General features: G+C 72.7%; 10 protein-coding genes. 8 read left to right on the top strand and 2 right to left on the bottom strand.

All coding sequences use genetic code 11. The annotated features are described in order from the left end of the window. The first annotated feature begins 45 nt into the window (after positions 1-45). The 7 genes from VED21_RS08530 to VED21_RS08500 all read left to right on the top strand — a co-directional run bounded on the left by VED21_RS08530 (position 46) and on the right by VED21_RS08500 (position 8,355). Complete coding sequence (locus tag VED21_RS08530) at positions 46-585, top strand: sigma-70 family RNA polymerase sigma factor (RefSeq protein WP_324881907.1); 540 nt, start codon at positions 46-48, stop codon at positions 583-585. 10 nt (positions 586-595) lie between these two features. Further along, positions 596-1,618: a FecR family protein gene (locus VED21_RS08525; protein WP_324881906.1), complete on the top strand. Its 1,023-nt coding sequence runs from the start codon at positions 596-598 to the stop codon at positions 1,616-1,618. Positions 1,619-1,725: 107 nt separating this feature from the next. Next, positions 1,726-4,161, top strand: coding sequence for a TonB-dependent receptor (locus tag VED21_RS08520; protein ID WP_324881905.1), 2,436 nt, complete (start codon positions 1,726-1,728; stop codon positions 4,159-4,161). A 6-nt stretch (positions 4,162-4,167) separates the two neighbouring features. Then, on the top strand, positions 4,168-5,388 hold the full coding sequence (locus VED21_RS08515; protein WP_324881904.1) for an MFS transporter: 1,221 nt from the start codon (positions 4,168-4,170) through the stop codon (positions 5,386-5,388). Positions 5,389-5,393: 5 nt separating this feature from the next. Beyond that, entirely contained in the window at positions 5,394-6,539 is a 1,146-nt protein-coding gene (locus VED21_RS08510) for an ABC transporter substrate-binding protein (RefSeq protein WP_324881903.1), read from the top strand. Continuing rightward, entirely contained in the window at positions 6,536-7,615 is a 1,080-nt protein-coding gene (locus VED21_RS08505) for an iron ABC transporter permease (protein WP_324881902.1), read from the top strand. The genes VED21_RS08510 and VED21_RS08505 overlap by 4 nt, the downstream gene beginning before the upstream one ends. Continuing rightward, positions 7,609-8,355: an ABC transporter ATP-binding protein gene (locus VED21_RS08500; protein WP_324881901.1), complete on the top strand. Its 747-nt coding sequence runs from the start codon at positions 7,609-7,611 to the stop codon at positions 8,353-8,355. Before VED21_RS08505 ends, VED21_RS08500 begins: the two co-directional genes overlap by 7 nt. Here the strand turns inward: VED21_RS08500 and VED21_RS08495 are convergent. After that, on the bottom strand, positions 8,352-9,923 hold the full coding sequence (locus VED21_RS08495) for a tetratricopeptide repeat protein (protein ID WP_324881900.1): 1,572 nt from the start codon (positions 9,921-9,923) through the stop codon (positions 8,352-8,354). The two genes, VED21_RS08500 and VED21_RS08495, sit on opposite strands and share 4 nt — an antisense overlap. Continuing rightward, the gene (locus VED21_RS08490) at positions 9,920-13,042 is read right to left on the bottom strand and encodes a tetratricopeptide repeat protein (protein WP_324881899.1); all 3,123 of its coding nucleotides are present in this window, start codon (positions 13,040-13,042) and stop codon (positions 9,920-9,922) included. Before VED21_RS08490 ends, VED21_RS08495 begins: the two co-directional genes overlap by 4 nt. Positions 13,043-13,506: 464 nt before the next feature. Here VED21_RS08490 and VED21_RS08485 point away from each other — a divergent pair. Beyond that, on the top strand, positions 13,507-15,379 hold a 1,873-nt coding region (locus VED21_RS08485), incomplete at its 3' end, for a Calx-beta domain-containing protein (protein ID WP_324881898.1).

Raw genomic sequence — 15,379 nt, 5'->3', positions numbered from 1 at the left:
CGGACTTACAGCGACGGCCAGACACGCGGGTGCGCAGGGGACATCATGCCAACGGATCAACTTGCGCTTGAGGATGATCCCCTCACTCTTCAACTTGGCCTGCTCTACGGCGAACATCATGGCTGGCTGTACAACTGGCTGCGCCGCAGGCTGGGCTGCGCGCACAATGCGGCGGACGTGGCGCAGGACACCTTCCTGCGCATCCTCGCCTCGCGCGACGCGCTTCTGGGCATCCGCGAACCGCGCGCCTTCCTCACCACCACGGCGAAGCGCCTGCTGGTGGATCGCGCGCGCCGCCAGGTGATCGAGGAGGCCTACTTGGCCGAGCTGGCGCTGGCCGCCGCGACGATGCCGGGCTATCCCTCGCCGGAGGAGGTGCTGGCCGCCGTGCAGGCGCTGGCGCAGATCGGCGCCGCGCTGCAGGCCGTGTCGGCCAGGGCGCGCGAGGCCTTCCTGATGCATTACCTGGACGGCCAGACCCACGGCGCCATCGCCGGCCATCTGGGCGTGTCGACGCGGATGGTGCAGAAGTATCTGGCGCAGTGCCTGCTGCACTGCTGCCGGGCGCGCGACGAGCACCTTTAGGACGGCCGACATGACCATGCGGGCACGGGATACGGCCTCCGACGACGCCATCGCCGAGCAGGCGGCGCGCTGGGTGGTCGCCTTGACGGCCGACGACGCGGCCGCGCGCGAGAAGGCGCGCATCGGCTTCGAACGCTGGCGGCAGGCCGACCGCCGCCACGCCGAGGCGGCCGCGCGCATGGAACATCTGGTCGAGCAGATGCAGCGCATGCGCGCCGACGGGACCACCCGGCCGGCCCGCGCCGCCCTGAGCGCGGCCTTCACCGACGGCAGGCGCGGGCGCGCCCGGCGTATGGGGGCGGCGCTCGCCCTGGTCCTGGCGTTCGGCCTGCCCGGCTGGCTGGCGGTGCAGGCCTATCCGCTGTCCTACCTGACGGCCGCACTGACCGCCGATGCGCGCACGGGCACCGGCGAATGGGCGACCCGGACGCTGGCCGACGACACGCGCCTGACGCTGGGCAGCGGCAGCGCCGTGGACCTGCGCTTCGACGAAAGCCGGCGCACGGTGGAACTGCTGCGCGGCGAGATCCTCGTCGACGTGGCGCCCGACGCCGCCCGGCCGTTCATGGTGGAGACGCCGCATGGCCGCATGCGGGCGCTGGGCACCCGCTTCGCGGTGGTGCGGGAAGCGGACGTCACGGTCCTGACGGTGCTGGAATCCAAGGTCGCCGTCGAGCCGCCGTCATCGCCGGCCGGCCCCATCGTCCAGGCCGGGCAACGCGTGCGGCTGACCGCCGCTGGGCCGGGGCCGGTGACCGCCGTCGACGTGCGCAGCGTCGAGGGAGCCTGGCGCTTCCGCCAGCTGGTCGTGCAGGGCGAGCCGCTGCCGGACGTGCTGGACCGGCTGAGCCGCCACCGCCGCGGCCTCATCCGCTACGACCGTGCCGCGCTGGAGGCCATCAAGGTCTCCGCCGTCCTGCCGCTGGACGATACCGATCGGGCGCTCAGCCTGCTGGCCGCCAGCTTCCCGGCGATCCGGGTGCGCACGCTCACGCCCTGGCTGGTGCTGGTGGACGCGCCCGGCGGCCCGTAGAAGCGGCCCGTAGACGCAACGGCGAAAAAAATTCGCCGGGCCGGTTCGGCTTTTCCGGTCTCGCCCGTCAAGGGGAACGAGACCTTTGACACGGGAAGCCGTCCATCATGCCGTTCAAGCACGTCCGCACCGCCGTCCTGCCCTTTGCCGCAGCGTTGCTGCTGACCACCGCGGGGGTCGTCCCGGCCCGCGCCCAGACGGCGCCGCCCGCCGCCCATTACGACGTCCCGGCCGGGCCGCTGGCCGACGCGCTGAACCACTTCGCGCAGCAATCCGGCACCGCCATCGTCGTGGACGCCGAGAAGGTGAAGGGGCTGCGCTCCCCCGGCCTGAACGGCACCTACGGCGTGGAGGACGGGTTCGATGCGCTGTTGCGCGGCAGCGGATACCGCACCGCCAGGACACCGGCCGGCTACGTGCTGGTGCCGGCCTCTGCCGGTCAGACGGGGGCCGGCCAGACGGGGGCGGGCCAGACGGGTGCTGAAGGGGCGCTGACGCTGCCGGAGGTGACGGTGTCGGCCGGCGCCGCGCACCCGGATGCGCTGCCGCAGGCCTACGCCGGCGGGCAGGTGGCGCGCGGCGGGCGCATCGGCGTGCTCGGCAACCGCGACATCATGGACACCCCGTTCAGCGTCACCAGCTACACCTCGAAGAAGATCGAGGACGACCAGGCGACCACCATCGCCGACGTGGTGGCCGGCGACCCGTCGGTGCGCACCAGCGGCCAGACGGGCGGCATCCTCGACGCCTTCTTCATCCGCGGCTTCCCCGTCGGCGAAGGCAACCTGGGCGAGATCAGCTTCGACGGCGTCTACGGCGTCGCCCCCAACTACCGCGTCTTCGCCGACTACGCCGAGCGGGTCGAGGTGATCAAGGGCCCCACGGCGCTGCTGTCCGGCATGGCGCCCAGCAGCAGCATCGGCGGCGGCATCAACATCGTGCCCAAGCGCGCGCCCGACAGCGACCTGACGCGGCTGACGGCCGAATACGTCGGCGCTTCGCAGTTCGGCGGGCAACTGGACGTGGGCCGGCGCTTCGGCCCCAATGGGGAGTTCGGCGTCCGCTTCAACGGCAGCTACCGCGGCGGCGACACCCCGCTGGACAAGCAGTCGCGCGAGGCGCGCGTCGGCGCGCTGGCCCTCGACTACCGGGGTGAACGGCTGCGCGCCTCCCTCGACCTGCTGGAGCAGAAGGAGGACTTCAACGCGCCGTCGCGCCCGTTCCTGGTCGCGGCGGGCGTGTCCGTGCCCTCGGCCCCCAACGGCCGGCGCAACATCACCCAGTCCTGGGAATGGTCGGAGGTCACCGACCGCGCCGCGCTGCTGCGCGGCGAATACGACCTGACCGACAGCGTGACGGTGTTCGCCAACGCCGGTGGCGGCTGGACCACCGTGGACCGGCTGTTCGGCACGCCGACGATCCTGAACGCGCGCGGCGACACCAGCGTGACGCCGGAGCATTACAAGTTCGAGGTCGATCGCTCGACGCTGGATGCCGGGCTGCGCGCGCGCTTCGACACGGGCATGGTCAGCCACCGCGCGACCGTCCAGGCAAGCCGCTACCACGACACGCTGTCGCGCGGATTGACCGGCGGGCGGGCGGTGCTGTCGAACATCTATGCGCCGGCCGACCGTACCGCCCAGGCGGTGGCGGCGCCGGGCCGCGTGCCGAAGATCTCGGAAACCGACCTGACCGGCTTCGCCCTGACCGACACGCTGGGCATCCTGGATGACCGCGTGCAGCTGGTGCTGGGCGTGCGCCAGCAGACCATCACGTCGGAGAACTTCAGCGCCACGACCGGCGCCGTCACCTCGTCTTACGAAAAGAGCGCGGTCACCCCGATGGCTGCCCTCGTCCTCAAGCCGCGCGACAACGTCACCGTCTACGCCAACTACATCGAAGGGCTGAGCAAGGGCGACATCGCGCCGGCCACCGCCGCCAACGCGGGCGAGGCGCTGGCCCCCTACGTCGCCAAGCAGGTCGAGGCCGGCGTCAAGGTCGACTTCGGCCACATCGGCGCCACCGCCAGCGCCTTCCAGATCACCAAGCCGTCCGGGCAGCTGGCCGGCGGCGTCTACACGGCCGGCGGCGAGCAGCGCAACCGCGGCCTGGAGTTCACCGTGTTCGGCGAGGTGGTGCCGTCGGTCCGCCTGCTGGCCGGCGTGACCTTCATCGACGCCGAACTGACCAGGACCAACAGCTCCGCCACCCGGGGCAACACGCCGGTCGGCGTGCCGAAGGTGCAGGCGAACCTCAGCGCCGAGTGGGACACGCCGTTCCTGGCCGGCCTCACCCTGGCCGGCAGCGTCGCGCACACCACCGGCCAATACATCAACGCCGCCAACACGCAGCGCGTCCCGGCCTGGACGCGGCTGGATCTGGGTGCACGCTACCGCACCACCGTCCACGACCGGCCGGTCACCGTCCGGGCGACGGTGCAGAACGTGCTGGACAGCGAGTACTGGTCCGGCGTGGCGAGCTGGGGCGGCGTGTCGCAGGGCGCGCCACGCACCGTGCTGCTGTCCGTCTCGACGGACTTCTAAAGCCGGATGACCACCGTTTCCCTGGCGCCGGACCGCGTCCGGCGCGCCGTCCGGACCCTGTTCGCGGTGCAGCTCGTCTCCATGGGCGCCATGGAGATGAGCGGGCCGTTCTGGCCCGTCCACCTGGCCTCCTTCGACCCGCCGGGCTGGCTGTTCGGTGTCGCGGGGATCGCCGTCTACGTCGGGCCGATGCTGGGCATCGCGCTGACCAGCTCCTTCTGGGGGCGGGTCGGCGACCGCTTCGGGCACCGGCTGATGATGATCCGGGCGCTGCTCGGGCTGGCGCTGACGCAGCTGGCGCTGGCGTTCGCGGGCGACGTCTGGTCCATCCTGGCGCTGCGCTTCCTGCAGGGTGCGTGCGCCGGGTACATCGCGCCGGCCCAGGCGTACGGGGTGGGCATCGAATCCCCCGCCGCGCGGACGCGCCTGTTCGCACACCTGCAGGTGTCCACCAACGTCGGCTCGGTCGCAGGAGCGGTGGTGGGCGGCGTGATCCTGGACCACGCGGCGTTCTTCTGGATCAACGCCGTGGCGGCGGCCATCTGTGCGGCCTGCGCCGTGGCGATCGCGCTGCTGCTGCCGGACGTGCCCGTCGCCCGGACGCCGCCCGCCCGGACGGACGCCCGGACGCCCGCCCGGATGCCTGCCGCCGCCACGCCGTGGCGGTCGTCGCCGATCCTCGGCCTGCTCGGCGTCATGGGGCTGCTGCTCGCCGCCCGCATGATCACGCAGACGCCCTTCTCGCTGTACGTGACGTCGGTGTTCGGCGTCGGCACCGGGGTGACGGGCCTGTGCTACGCGCTGCTGGCGCTGGGCTTCGTGGCCTCCGCCGCCCCCTGGGCCCGGCACTTCGAGGGCAAGCCGCGGGCCGCGGCGCTCGGCCGGATGGCGTGGGTGGTGGCGGGCTGCGCGGGGCTGATGGCACTCGCCGGCCTGACCCGCAGCGTCGCCGTCTTCGCCGCCGCCTACTTCGCCTGGGGCGTCCTGCTGGGCGCCACGACGCCGGTGCTGATGGCGCTGATCTCCCGCGCGGCGGACGAGGCGCGGCAGGGGCGCGTCCTCGGCGTGGCGCAGGGCACGGCGCAGGTCGCGTCCATGGCCGGCATCGCGCTCGGCGTCGGCCTCGGCCAGACGGCCGGGCTGGAGCACACGTACTTCTTCGTCGCCGCGGCCTACGCGGCGGGAGCCCTCGCCCTGTGGGCGATGGCGCGCGACCGACAGGGGTGAGCATCATGGCGATCTTCGGCAGACATACCCTCCTCGCGGTCCTCGCCGCCCTTGGCGTCCTGGCCGCAGGCATCCCCGCGGACGCAGCACCGGTCACCGATCTCGCCGGGCGCACGGTGGAGGTGCGCACGCCGGTGCGGCGCGTGATCCTGGGCGAGGGGCGGCAGCTCTACCTCGTGGCGCTGCTGGACCGGGAGGATCCGGTCCGCCGCATCGCCGGCTGGCGCAAGGACCTGATCCAGGCCGACCCGGACACCTACGCGCAGTACCTGCGGGCCTTTCCGGACATCGCCCGCATCCCGACCTTCGGCGGGATCGAGGACGGCACCTTCGACCTGGAGAAGGCCATCGCCGTGAACCCCGACGTCCTCATCCTGAACATCGAGGCGCAGCGCGCCAGCGAGGACGCGCGCACCATCGAGACGCTGGGCGCGCTGGGCATCCCGGTCGTCTACGCCGACTTCCGCCATCAGGCGCTGGAAAACACCGAACCGACCATCCGCCTGTTCGGCACATTATTCGGGCAGGAGGCGCGCGCCGAGGCCTTCATCGCGTTTCGCGCCGAACAGATCCGCCGCGTCACCGGCGTGATCGCCGCCCACCGGCCGGCGCGCCCGAAGGTCTTTATCGAGCGCATCGGCGGCTACACCCCGGACTGCTGCCTGACCTTCGGTGACGAGAACTTCGGCCGGCTGGTCGAGATGGCCGGCGGCAGCAACATCGCCACGGGCCTCATCCCCGGCACCTTCGGCCAGCTGAGCCCGGAGCGGGTGATCGCCGCCGACCCCGACCACGTGGTGGTGACCAGCGCCAACTGGGAGGCCTACGTCCCCGGCGGAAGCTGGATCGGCGTCGGGCCCGGCGCCGACCTGGGCGAGGCCGCGCGCAAGCTGCGCGCCTTCACCAAGCGGCCGGCCTACACGGGCATCAAGGCGAACGCCACCGGCTCGTTCCACGCCGTCTGGCACCAGTTCTACAACAGCCCCTACCAGTTCGTGGCGCTCCAGCAGCTCGCCAAATGGTTCCACCCCGCGCTGTTCGCCGACCTCGACCCGGAGGCGACGTTCCGCGCGCTGCACGAGCGCTTCCTGCCCATCGCGCACCAGCCCGGCTACTTCGTGTCGCTGGGTGGAAAGGCGGAAACGCCGTGACCGAAGCCATGCCCCTGCCCGATACCCCTACTTCCGATACCCCGGCCCGCCACGGCTATCGCGTGATCGCGCGGCGCAAGCGGCTGCTGCTCGGCCTGCTGGCGCTCGTGCTGCTGTGCAGCCTGCTGCTCGACCTCGCGCTCGGCTCCGTGCGCCTTGGCCCGTGGGAGGTGGTGCAGGCGCTGCTGACGCCCGGCAGCGCGCCGGCGCAGGCGCGCGTGGTGGTCTGGGACATCCGCCTGCCGGTGGCGCTGATGGCCGTGGTCGTCGGCGCGGCGCTGTCGCTGGCCGGCGCGCAGATGCAGACGATCCTCAACAACCCGCTGGCCAGTCCGTTCACGCTGGGCATCTCGGCGGCGGCCAGCTTCGGCGCGGCGCTGGGCCTCGCCTTCGGCGTCCGGCTGTTCCCGGTGGCGGCGGAGTACATGCTGCCGCTCAACGCCTTCGTCATGGCCATGCTGACGGCGCTGATCATCCACGCGCTGAGCCTGCGGCGCGGGGTGACGGCGGAGACCATCGTGCTGCTGGGCATCGCGCTGGTCTTCACCTTCAACGCCCTGCTGGCGCTGGTGCAGTACTTCGCGACCGAGCAGGCGGTGGCCGCCGTGGTGTTCTGGACCATGGGCAGCCTGACCAAGGCCACCTGGACCAAGCTGGGCATCACCGCCGCGGTGCTGGCGGTGACGCTGCCGCTCTTCATGCGGCGGGCGTGGGCGCTGACGGCGCTGCGCCTGGGCGACGACAAGGCGGCGAGCTTCGGCGTGGACGTGCGCCGGCTGCGCCTGCAAACGCTGGTGCTGGTCAGCCTGCTGGCCGCCTTCCCGGTGGCCTTCGTCGGCACCATCGGCTTCGTCGGGCTGGTCGGCCCGCACATCGCCCGCCTGCTGATCGGCGAGGACCAGCGATTCTTCCTTCCGGCCTCGCTGCTGGCCGGCGCGCTCATCCTGTCGCTGAGTTCCGTCGTGAGCAAGCTGCTGATCCCCGGCACGATCTTTCCCATCGGGGTGGTCACCTCCCTGATCGGCATCCCCTTCTTCATTTCGCTGATCCTCGGCGGCAAGAGGCGCGCATGGTGACGCTTCGGCTGGACGGCGTCGGCGCGTGCCACGGGCGCCGGCTCACCATCTCCGGCGTCAGCACGCCGGCCTTCGCGGGCGGCGAGGTGGTGGCCGTCATCGGCCCCAACGCGGCCGGGAAATCCACGCTGTTCAAGCGCATCGCGGGCCTCCTCAACGGTCCCGGCCATGTGGTCGTGGAGGGGGCGCGGCGGGGGAGGGAGGGCATCTGCTACATGCCGCAGGACCCGGCGACCAGCGCGGCGCTGAGCGTCTATGAATCGGTCCTGCTGGCGTGCAAGCAGAACGCGTCGTGGACGGTGCGCAACGCCGATCTGGAACTGGTCGACGGCGTGCTGGCCTCGCTCGGCATCGCCGACATCGCGTTCCGCGGCCTGGCGGAACTCAGCGGCGGCCAGCGTCAGTTGGCGTCCCTCGCCCAGACGCTGGCGCGCCGGCCGGAGATCCTGCTGATGGACGAGCCGACGAGCGCCCTCGACCTGCAGCGGCAGGTGCAGGTGCTCGGCCTCGTACGCGGCCTGGCGCGCGACCGGGGACTGCTGGTCCTCGTCGCCTTGCACGACCTGAACCAGGTCATGCGCTTCGCCGACAAGGTGCTGGTCATGGCCGGCGGCACGGCGCGGGCCAGCGGCCGGTGCGAGGACGTCATCACCGTCGACCTGCTGCGCGACGTCTACCGGATCGATGCCCGCATCGAACGCTGCTCGCGCGGCGACAGTCACGTCATCGTCGATGGCTAGCGCACGCCGTGCCGGCACCACCGCGCGATCTCGGCGGCGATGCGTGCGATGACCGGCGGCCAGCCGCCGGTTTCGTCCTGCCGGAAGACGCGCACGCCCGGATACCAGGAGCCGTGCTCCCCGCCCAGGCCCCAGCGCCAGTCGGGCGCCGCCGGCTGCGCGGTCCACGCCGGCACGCCGAGCGCGCCGGCCGTGTGGATGGTGGTATTCGCGATCGACACGACGAGGTCCATGGCGGCGACCTGCGCGGCGAAGCCGTCGAGGTCGCGCAACGGGTCGACTGCCGGGTCGTGCAGGATCTCCACGCCCGCCGCCGCGCGCGCCGCGGCCAGATCGGCCGCGCAGTCGCCGTATTGCAGGTTGACGAACAGGATGCCCGGCGTGCGCAGGATCGGCGCCCACGCGGTGAGCGGGATGGTGCGCACGCCGCCCAGCCGCGCGTTGCCGCTGCGCCAGGAAATGCCGACGACGCGGCGTCCACCGGCCGCCTGTTCGTAGCGGCGGCGCAACTCGGCCCGCCGGACCTCGTCCGCGGCCAGATAGGGGTGCCGGGGCCGCAGGGGCCGCCCGCCCGCCCGCAGCCGCTGCGCCACGCTGCCCGCCGCGACGTGGTGGGTGATGGCCGGACCGAGCAGTTCCGGCGCCGGAGGGTCCCGCCGCGCGACGGCGGCGACGCCGGGGAAGGAGCGCCGGAACAGCGGCACCAGCCGCGCGTCGCACTCCAGGACGCAGCGCAGGCCGGCGGCCAGCAGGTCCGGGACGAGGCCGGCGAACATCACCTCGTCGCCCACGCCCTGTTCGCCCCAGACCAGCAGGCGCACGTCGGGATGGACCGTGCCGTCCCATTCCGGCTGCGGGAAGCGCCGGCGGGGGAAGAGGAAGGCCGGCGTGCGCCAGCGCCACTCGTACTCCTCCCCGCCTTCGCGGTCCTGGCCGGCGAGCAGCAGGACGAGCGACAGGTTCCAGTGCGCGTCGGCGTAGTCCGGCCGCAGGCGCACCGCCCGCCGGTAGGCCACGGTGGCGGCCCCGATCCGCAGCGCGCGCTCCGCCGCAACGCCCAGGCTGTGCCAGCCTTCGGCGTAATCGGGCTGCAGGCTGACGGCGCGGCGGTACAGCGCGGCCGCCCCCGCCGTGTCCTCCTGCGCGAGGCACAGCCCGCCGTGGTTCAGCGCCACCATGGCAAGCTCCGGGGCAAGGCGCCCGGCCGCCCGATAGGCCCGCCCGGCCGGCGCCGCCCGTCCGGCGTCGCGCAGCGTGTTGGCCGCGTTGAACCACGCCTGCAGGAAGTCCGGCCGCAGGCACAGCGCCGTCGCGAACGCCCGGACGGCGTCGTCCGCGGCACCCAGCGCCTTCAGCGCGTTGGCGAGATTGTAGTGGAACTCCGGCACCTGCGGCGCCAGCCGTACGGAGCGTGCCAGCAGGCGGTGCGCCCGGTGCGCATCGCCGCGCCCGTGCAGGATCAGGCCGAGCGTCTGCATGGCCATCGGCTCGGCCGGCTGCTCGGCCAGGGCGCGGCGGCAGGCGCGCTCGGCGTCCGCCGGACGCGGGGCGGGGGAGGGGCCGGTCATTCGTCCGTGTCCTTGGCGCCCGTGCCCTCACCGCCCGTGCCCTTGCCGCCCGCGCCCTCACGGATCCGGCGAAGCAGGGTGGCGGCTTGCCGGATCGCGTCGCCCCAGTCTCCCGGCCGGCTCTGCCGGACGACGTGGACGTCCGGGTACCACAGGCCGCGCGTGCCCGTCATGCCCCACCGCCAGTCGGGAACGGCCGGCTGCAGCGTGATGGCCGGCACCCCCAGCGCCCCGGCCATGTGCACCGTCGTGTTGGCGATGGCGACCACCAGGTCGCAGGCGGCGACCTGGGCGGCGAAGCCGTCGAGGTCGGCCAGCGGGTCGACGGACGTGTCGTGCAGCACCGACACGCCCAGGGTCGCGCGGACACCGGCCAGATCCGCCGCGGTCTCCCCGGCCTGCAGGCTGATGAACAGCACGCCGGGCAGCGACAGGATGGGCCCCCAGGCATCGAGCGGGGCGCTGCGCAGGCGGCCGAGGTCGCGGTTGCCGCTGCGCCAGGCGATGCCGACGATCGGCCGCCCGTCGGCCATGTCGGCGTAGCGTGCGCGCAGGGCCGCCCGCCGCGCCGCGTCGGGAACCAGGAACGGGCGCTGGCGGGCGAAGGCGGCGCGGTCCGGCCGCAGTCGGCGCGGCAGGCTGCCGGCCGCAACGTGGTGCGTGACGGCGGGGTCGAAGAGCACGGGATCCGGCGGGTCGCGGCGGGCCACGACGGCGGCGCCGGGGAACGAGCGCCGGAACAGCGGGACAAGGCGGCGGGCGCATTCGACGACCACGCCGGCACCGGCGGCGATCACCTCGGGAATCAGGCTGGCGAACATGATCTCGTCGCCGATGCCCTGCTCCCCCCACACCAGCAGGCGCTTGCCGGCCCAATCGCCGCCGTCTCCATCGCCGCCGTCCCAGGCCGGCTGCGGGAAGCGGCGCTCCGGCGAAGGGAAGCCGGGGCTGCGCCAGCGCCATTCCATCTCCGCCCACCCCTCGGCGAAGCGGCCCTGCATGAGCAGGCACTGGCCCAGGTTGGTCCGGACACCGGCATCGTCGCCGCGCAGGGCGAGGGCGCGGCGGAACGCCGCCTCCGCCCCGGCGAGGTCGCCGCCGTGCAGTCGCGTCACGCCCAGGCTCCCCTGCGCCCCGGCGTCGCCGGGGGCGAGGCGGACGGCGCGCGTGTGCGCCGCCAGGGCGCCCGCGCCGTCGCCGGCGCGCCACAGCGCGACGCCCAGGTGCACGTACGCCCCCGCGTCGCCGGGGGTGCGCGTCACGGCGGCCCGGCACGACGGCGGCGTGGCGGGAACCGTGCCCCGCGGCTCGGGCGCCACCCGGGCGAGACCCTGGCGCGCACCGCCGTGCCCGGGCTCCAGGGCCAGGGCGTCGCGGTAGTGCGCTTCCGCGGCGGCGCGGTCGCCGCGCTGCTCGCGGACCGTTCCCAGGTTCGCCAGCGCGTCGGCGTAGCCCGGCCAGATGGCGGCGGCACGGCCGAACAGCGCCTCGGCCCCGGCGAGCGCCCCCTGCGCACCGACGACCACGCCCAGGTTGTTCCAGCAGCCGGCGTCGGCCGGCGCCTCGGCCAGGGCATGCCGCAGCAGGGCGACCGCTCCGGTGGCATCGCCGCGCTGGAAGCGGGCGGCGGCCTGCTCGGACGGCGGCGCGTCGGCGGCGCGGTCGCGCGCCCAGGCGTCCAGGTCGGCGGCGGCGGCCGCGAGCACCGGGCGCCAGTCGCCGGGCGCGGCTTGCCGAAGGACGCGGACGTGCGGGTACCAGGGGCCGCTCTCGCCCGCCCGGCCCCATCGCCAGTCCGGCGGTTCCGGCTGCAGGGTCCAGGCCGGCACGCCCAGGGCGCCCGCCATGTGGACGGTGGTGTTCGCGACCGACAGAACGAGGTCGCACGCCGCCACCTGGGCGGCGAACGCGTCGAGGTCGGCCACCGGGTCGACGGCCGGGTCCGTCAGCAGGCTCAGGCCCGACCGTTCACGCGCGGCGGCCATTTCGCGGGCGCAGTCGCCGGCCTGCAGGCTGACGAAGAGCACGCCGGGGGTCTTCAGGACGGGCTCCCACGCGGCCAGCGGGATGGAGCGGTGCCGCCCCAGGCGCCGGTTGCCGCTACGCCACGCGATGCCGACGATGGCGCGGCCCCGGGCCACGGCCTCGTAGCGGTCCCGCAGCGCGCGCCGCCGCTCCGGATCGGCGTGCAGGAAGGGGCGCTGCCCGCGGAAGCCGGCGGCGTCGCGGCGCAGGATGCCGCCCAGGCTGCCGGCGGGGATCTGGTGCGTGACGGCCGGGCCGGTCAGCTGTGGATCGGTCAGCCGCGGGTCCGGCGGCGTGCGGCGGGCGACGACCTCCGCCTGCGGGAAGGAGCGGGCGAACAGCACCGTCAGGCGGGGATCGCATTCGACCGTGCAGGGAATGCCGGCGGCGATCAGGTCGGGCAGCAGGCTGGCGAACAGGATCTCATCCCCCACGCCCTGCTCGCCCCACACCAGAAGCCGTCCGGGCCGCGTCCGGCCGTCCCACCGCGGCTGCGGAAAGGGCCGCCGGGGGCTCTCGAACCCGCGGGCGCGCCAGCGCCACTCGTGGGCGTCCCAGCCCTCGGCATAGCGCCCGGCCAGCAGCAGCGTCAGCGAGCGGTTCCAGCGCGCCTCCGGATGGTCCGGCGCCACGCGCAACGCGCGGCGGTAGAGGGCGTCCGATTGGCCGAGCGCCGCGAAACGTTCCAGCACCACGCCAAGGTTGGTCAGGCAGACGGGGTCGTCCGGGGCGGTGGCGACCGCGGCGGCGGCGGCGGCCAGCGCCTGCCGCGGCGATCCGGCCGCCAGATGGACCTGCCCCAGGTTGGACAGGGCGATCGTGTAGCCGGCGCGCAGCCGGGCGGCGCGTGCCAACGCGGCCGCCGCCGCCCGGTCGTCGGAAGCCGCCTGTTCCTGCGCGCCCAGGTTGTTCCAGGCCTGCGCGTGCCCGGGGTCGGCGGCGACCGCGCGGCGGAGCAGGGCGCGCGCCGCGTCGCTCTGCCCCGCCCGGCGGCGGTCGGCGGCCAGCGCGACCAGCCTTTCGGCATCGGCGTCGGCATCGGCATCGATGGCGGGACCCGTGAAGCACTCCGGCGCGGTCCCTGGGGCGTTCATCGTCGATACACGGATTGTTGCCGAGAATGTCCGGCTTGCCAGCGGTGAACTGATGCGGAATTTCTTGCTCCCGCGCAAGGGTTATGCGGGACGACCGCTTTGTCGTGCGTGAGTGCAGGATTTCGCATGCCCGTGCGTCCTTCGATCCAACCTTATGGATGGACGCTGAAGGCCGGAGTGTCGTGGTATCGAAAGACATCCGTCATTAATGGGCATTTAACCATGCGCTGCGAAATGCGCACGGTGCCGAATGTTTGTTGCTCGCAATGGTATGCGGCATGATGTCGCGCTTTTGCATATCCTTGCATGCTGCGCGAAGGCGTTTCAAACACTTGCCGGATAAATGCCATTTAACGCAAATAATTCAAAAGCTTGCATTGCCTTTCGGCCTATGAGACGCGTGGAATGCCTACATCGGCATTCCAATGGCAATTACCTAAAATTGCAGAAAAAGGGCGTTCTCCATGGCCGTGTTCTCCGTCTCCGCCACCGATGCCAGCAAGAACGAAGGCAACAGCGGGGGGAACGCCTTCACCTTCACGGTGACGCGGACCGGCGACGCCGCCATGACCGCCACGGTCGACTACACGATCAGCGGGTCCGGTTCCGACGCGGCGGGGAGCGGCGACTTCACCAGCGGCTTCCCATCCGGCACGCTGGCCTTCGCGCCCAACGAGACCAGCAAGATCATCACGGTTCAGGTCGCCGGCGATACGGACGTCGAGCCCGACGAGGGCTTCGTGGTCACCCTGTCCAACGCCAGCGGCGACACGCTCGGCTCGACCACGGCGCTGGGCATCATCCTGAACGACGACACGGCCCTTCCCGTCCTGACGATCGCGGCCACCGACGCCCACAAGGCGGAAGGCACCGGGAGCACAACGCCCTTCACCTTCACCGTTACGCGCAGCGGTAACACGAACGCCAGCGCCAGCGTGGATTATACGGTGACCGGCACCGGCGCCAACCCGGCCGACGCCGCCGACTTCGGCGGCACGATGCCGTCGGGCACGGTGTCCTTCGGCGTGGGCGAGTCGAGCAAGACCGTCACCTTGAACGTCGCCGGCGACGGCACCGTCGAACCCGACGAGACGTTCGCGGTCACCCTCTCCAATCCCGTCGGCATGAGCATCGGCAGCGGGACCGCCACCGGCACCATTCAGAATGACGACAGCGCGGGCGGCGCCATCACCGGCACGTCGGGTCCGGATTACCTGTCCGGCGGCGCCAGCGCCGACGTCCTCTACGGGCTGGACGGCAACGACACCCTGGATGGCGGCGGCGGCAACAACACGCTGTACGGCGGCGCCGGCAACGACATGCTGTTCGGCAACGCCCGGGGCGCCGACCTGATGTCGGGCGGCGCCGGCAACGACACCCTCATCGCGGGCGATCTGGCGTACGGCGTGGATTCGCTGTACGGCGGCGACGGCAACGACCGGTTCACCTTTGCCCAAGCGAACGCGTCTCCCGTGGGCGGCGGGGCCATGCATCAGGTCTACGACTTCCAGCACGGCGTGGACAAGATCCGCTTGGTCGGCTTCGGAGGCGGCTTCACGCCAGCCATCATGGCTGGGACGGGATACACCGAGATGTACGGGTCGGTCCCAACGATCACGTACAATCCCGGCGTCAACGACGTGAGCGTGTTCCTGCACCTGGGCAGCGAGCAGTATCTGGCGATGCGCATCCAGGGCGTCACCACGGTCGACCCCTCCGATTTCGAATTCGCGGAACCGGGCGGCACCGTGTGGGTGACGGCGGACGGGATGCAACACGAGGGGCAGTCCGGCACCACGCCCTTCACCTTCACGGTCACCCGCGCGGGCGACACCTCGACCAGCGCGACCGTGAGCTACACGGTTACTGGCGTCGGTGCGAACCCGGCCGATGCCACGGACTTCGGTGGCGCCATGCCATCCGGCACGGTGTCCTTCGCCATCGGCGAGTCGCGCAAGACCATCACCGTGAACGTCGCCGCCGACACCACGGTGGAGCCCGACGAGGCGTTCGTGGTCTCCCTGCACGGCGCCGTCGGCACCAACCTCGTCCAGCCGGACGCGGGTTACGGCACCGCCACGGCGCTGGGCACCATCGTCGACGACGATGCGCCCGGCGCAATTTCCGGATTCCACGTCACCGGCACAACGCACGACGACTTCCTGACCGGCTCGCCCGGCGACGACGTGATCCATGGCCTCGCCGGCCGCGACAACCTTTCCGGTCTGGCGGGCAACGACACGCTGTACGGCGGCGACGGCGCGGACCGCCTGCGCGGCGGGCCGGGCGCGGATCTCCTCGACGGCGGCACCGGGAACGACGTCGGGCCGGGCAACT

The sequence above is a fragment of the Azospirillum sp. genome (assembly GCF_035627195.1).
GTDB lineage: Bacteria > Pseudomonadota > Alphaproteobacteria > Azospirillales > Azospirillaceae > Azospirillum.
The sequence above is the reverse complement of the archived record's forward strand: the minus strand, read 5'-3'. Positions and strand labels throughout refer to the sequence as shown.

Excerpts from the sequence above, each read along its gene's own strand:
- VED21_RS08530 (WP_324881907.1), top strand. The coding sequence starts at position 46 with ATGCCAACGGATCAACTTGCGCTTGAGGATGATCCCCTCACTCTTCAA.
- VED21_RS08525 (WP_324881906.1), top strand. The coding sequence starts at position 596 with ATGACCATGCGGGCACGGGATACGGCCTCCGACGACGCCATCGCCGAG.
- VED21_RS08520 (WP_324881905.1), top strand. The coding sequence starts at position 1,726 with ATGCCGTTCAAGCACGTCCGCACCGCCGTCCTGCCCTTTGCCGCAGCG.
- VED21_RS08515 (WP_324881904.1), top strand. The coding sequence starts at position 4,168 with ATGACCACCGTTTCCCTGGCGCCGGACCGCGTCCGGCGCGCCGTCCGG.
- VED21_RS08510 (WP_324881903.1), top strand. The coding sequence starts at position 5,394 with ATGGCGATCTTCGGCAGACATACCCTCCTCGCGGTCCTCGCCGCCCTT.
- VED21_RS08500 (WP_324881901.1), top strand. The coding sequence starts at position 7,609 with ATGGTGACGCTTCGGCTGGACGGCGTCGGCGCGTGCCACGGGCGCCGG.
- VED21_RS08495 (WP_324881900.1), bottom strand. The coding sequence starts at position 9,923 with ATGACCGGCCCCTCCCCCGCCCCGCGTCCGGCGGACGCCGAGCGCGCC.
- VED21_RS08490 (WP_324881899.1), bottom strand. The coding sequence starts at position 13,042 with ATGAACGCCCCAGGGACCGCGCCGGAGTGCTTCACGGGTCCCGCCATC.